This is a genomic window from Streptomyces sp. (genome assembly GCF_031178505.1).
GTDB classification, from domain to species: domain Bacteria; phylum Actinomycetota; class Actinomycetes; order Streptomycetales; family Streptomycetaceae; genus Streptomyces; species Streptomyces gulbargensis.
This window is the reverse complement of the sequence record NZ_JAPSIW010000978.1, coordinates 1-2,031: the sequence shown is the minus strand read 5'-3', so window position 1 is coordinate 2,031 and position 2,031 is coordinate 1. Positions and strand designations below refer to the sequence as shown.

General features: G+C 74.5%; 2 protein-coding genes and 2 pseudogenes. 2 read left to right on the top strand and 2 right to left on the bottom strand.

Translation table 11 applies throughout. From position 1 onward, the window contains the following. Positions 1 to 137, bottom strand: a pseudogene (locus RIF68_RS35295) (EamA/RhaT family transporter); the annotation flags it as partial. A gap of 68 nt (positions 138 to 205) precedes the next feature. On the opposite strand from RIF68_RS35295, the gene RIF68_RS35290 reads away from it, so the two are divergent. Next, entirely contained in the window at positions 206 to 1,108 is a 903-nt protein-coding gene (locus tag RIF68_RS35290) for a LysR family transcriptional regulator (RefSeq protein ID WP_309055660.1), read from the top strand. 132 nt (positions 1,109 to 1,240) lie between these two features. Here the strand turns inward: RIF68_RS35290 and RIF68_RS35285 are convergent, their stop codons facing one another. Next, positions 1,241 to 1,660: a Rieske (2Fe-2S) protein gene (locus RIF68_RS35285; RefSeq protein ID WP_309055658.1), complete on the bottom strand. Its 420-nt coding sequence runs from the start codon at positions 1,658 to 1,660 to the stop codon at positions 1,241 to 1,243. A 186-nt stretch (positions 1,661 to 1,846) separates the two neighbouring features. Here RIF68_RS35285 and RIF68_RS35280 point away from each other — a divergent pair. Further along, a pseudogene (locus tag RIF68_RS35280) lies at positions 1,847 to 2,031 on the top strand (hypothetical protein); the annotation flags it as partial.

Here is a 2,031-nt window from a genome sequence, read left to right as displayed (position 1 = left end):
ACCTTGATGAGGAGGAAGCTGAAGCCCCAGATCAGGGCCAGCGCGCCGAAACGGACACGCCAGTCCAGCAGGGGGGACGACTGTCCGGGGGTGGCGGGGAAGACGGGGTGCGGGTGGCTGCGGGGCTCATGCCCCACAGCGTGACGGGCCCTCACGTCTTAGAACAAGCGAGAATTCTTTGACCCCTTGTCTTAGGATCGCTTACATGTTGAATCTGGAGCGCCTGCGCACCCTCGACGCCGTCGCACGGCACGGCTCGGTCAGCGGCGCGGCCGAGGGCCTGCACGTCACCACCTCCGCCGTCTCCCAGCAACTCGCCAAACTCGAACGCGAGGTGGGGCAGCGGCTCCTCGCCAAGAACGGGAGGGGCGTCCGGCTCACCGACGCCGGGTTCCTGCTCGCCGAGCACGCGGCCGCCATCCTCGCCCAGGTCCAGCGCGCCCAGGCCGACATCGAGGCCCAGCGCGGCCAGGTGGTGGGCGAGGTCCGGCTCGCTGCCTTCCCGACGGCCGCGCGCGGGCTCCTCCCCGGCACGCTCACCGCCCTCCGCGCCGGCCATCCGGACCTGCGCGTGCGGACCGCCGAGATGGAGCCGGAGCCGGGCGTGCGCGCGGTGCTGCGCGGCGACGCGGACCTGGCGATCGTCCTGGACTGGAGCAACAAGCGCGCCCCGGTGCCCGGCGGCCTGGAGCGGGCGCACCTCCTGGACGACAGCGCCGACGTCGCCCTGCCCGCCGGGCACCGGTTCGCCGGGCGCGAGGCGGTGGACCTGGCGGACTTCGCCGACGAGGAGTGGGTGTCCTGGCCGGAGGGAGAGTTCTGCCACGACTGGCTGATGTTCACCCTCCGCTCCCAGGGCATCGAGCCCCGCCTCGGCCACTTCGCGGGCGAGCACCATACCCAACTGGCCCTGGTCGCCGCCGGGTTCGGCGTGTGCGTGACGCCCCGGCTCGGCCGGCCCCAGCCGGAGGGCGTGGTCTTCGTGCCCGTACGGCAGCAGGTGCGGCGGCACATCTACGCCACCTGGCGCGGGGACGCCGGGCGGCGTCCCTCGGTCCGGGCGGTCGTGGACGCGCTGCGGGCCGCCGCCGGACCCCTCGGCGGCTGAGCGGCGGTCGACGGGACCTGCCCCCCCCCGCCCGGAGAGCACAAGGCCGTGCTCCCTCCGGGGAAGCCCCCGGCGCGGATCAGTCGTCCCCGGCCTGAGCCCCCGGCACGGACGCGGGACTCCCCGTCCACCTCAGCCGAAGCTGATCTCCTCCCCGAGGACCTGGATCGGCATCGGCGGCAGCGGCTCCTTGGCCGGCCCCGACGTCACGCTGCCGTCCGACAGGTCGAAGCGGCTCTGGTGGCAGGGGCACACGATCGCCCCCGCCTCCACACGGCCGACGGTGCATCCCGCGTGGGGGCAGGTGGAGGAGAAGGCCTTGAACTCGCCCGGCTTCGGCTGGGTGATCACCACCCCGTGTCCGGCCACGACCTTCCCGCCGCCGACCGGGACCTCCCCGGTCGTGGCGAGGACGGCGCCCTCGCCCCCGCCGTCCGTCTTCCCGTCCGGTTCCCGCCGCTCGCCCGTTCCGCCGCCGCAGGCGGCGAGCGCCGCCGCCAGACCCGCGCCACCCGCCGCCGAGACCACCGTCCGGCGCGCCACTGCGCTCATGCCGTTTCCCTTCCCCGGGGACGTTGCCGGATCCGACGGTACGGCCCTGAGGGACGTCCCGTGCGCGGTACGGGCACTTCTCCACCCCGGCCGTTCGCGTGACAGTGCCGGACAGGGGCTCTCCATGCCGCCGGTCCGGCCGGCCCGGCACCGTTTCCGGGCGCGCGGAGCGGACAGTCGCCCCTCATGGAGACAACGACCACACCGGCCCTCCGGGGCCGCCCCAGCAGCACAGGCCCCCGGCACGCGACCGTCGCCCGCGCCCAGGGCCTGTTCAACATCGTCGGCGGCGCGTGGCCCCTGCTCTCCCTGCGGACGTTCGAGTGGGTGTACGGGCCCAAGGCCGACGACTGGCTGCAGAAGACCAGCGG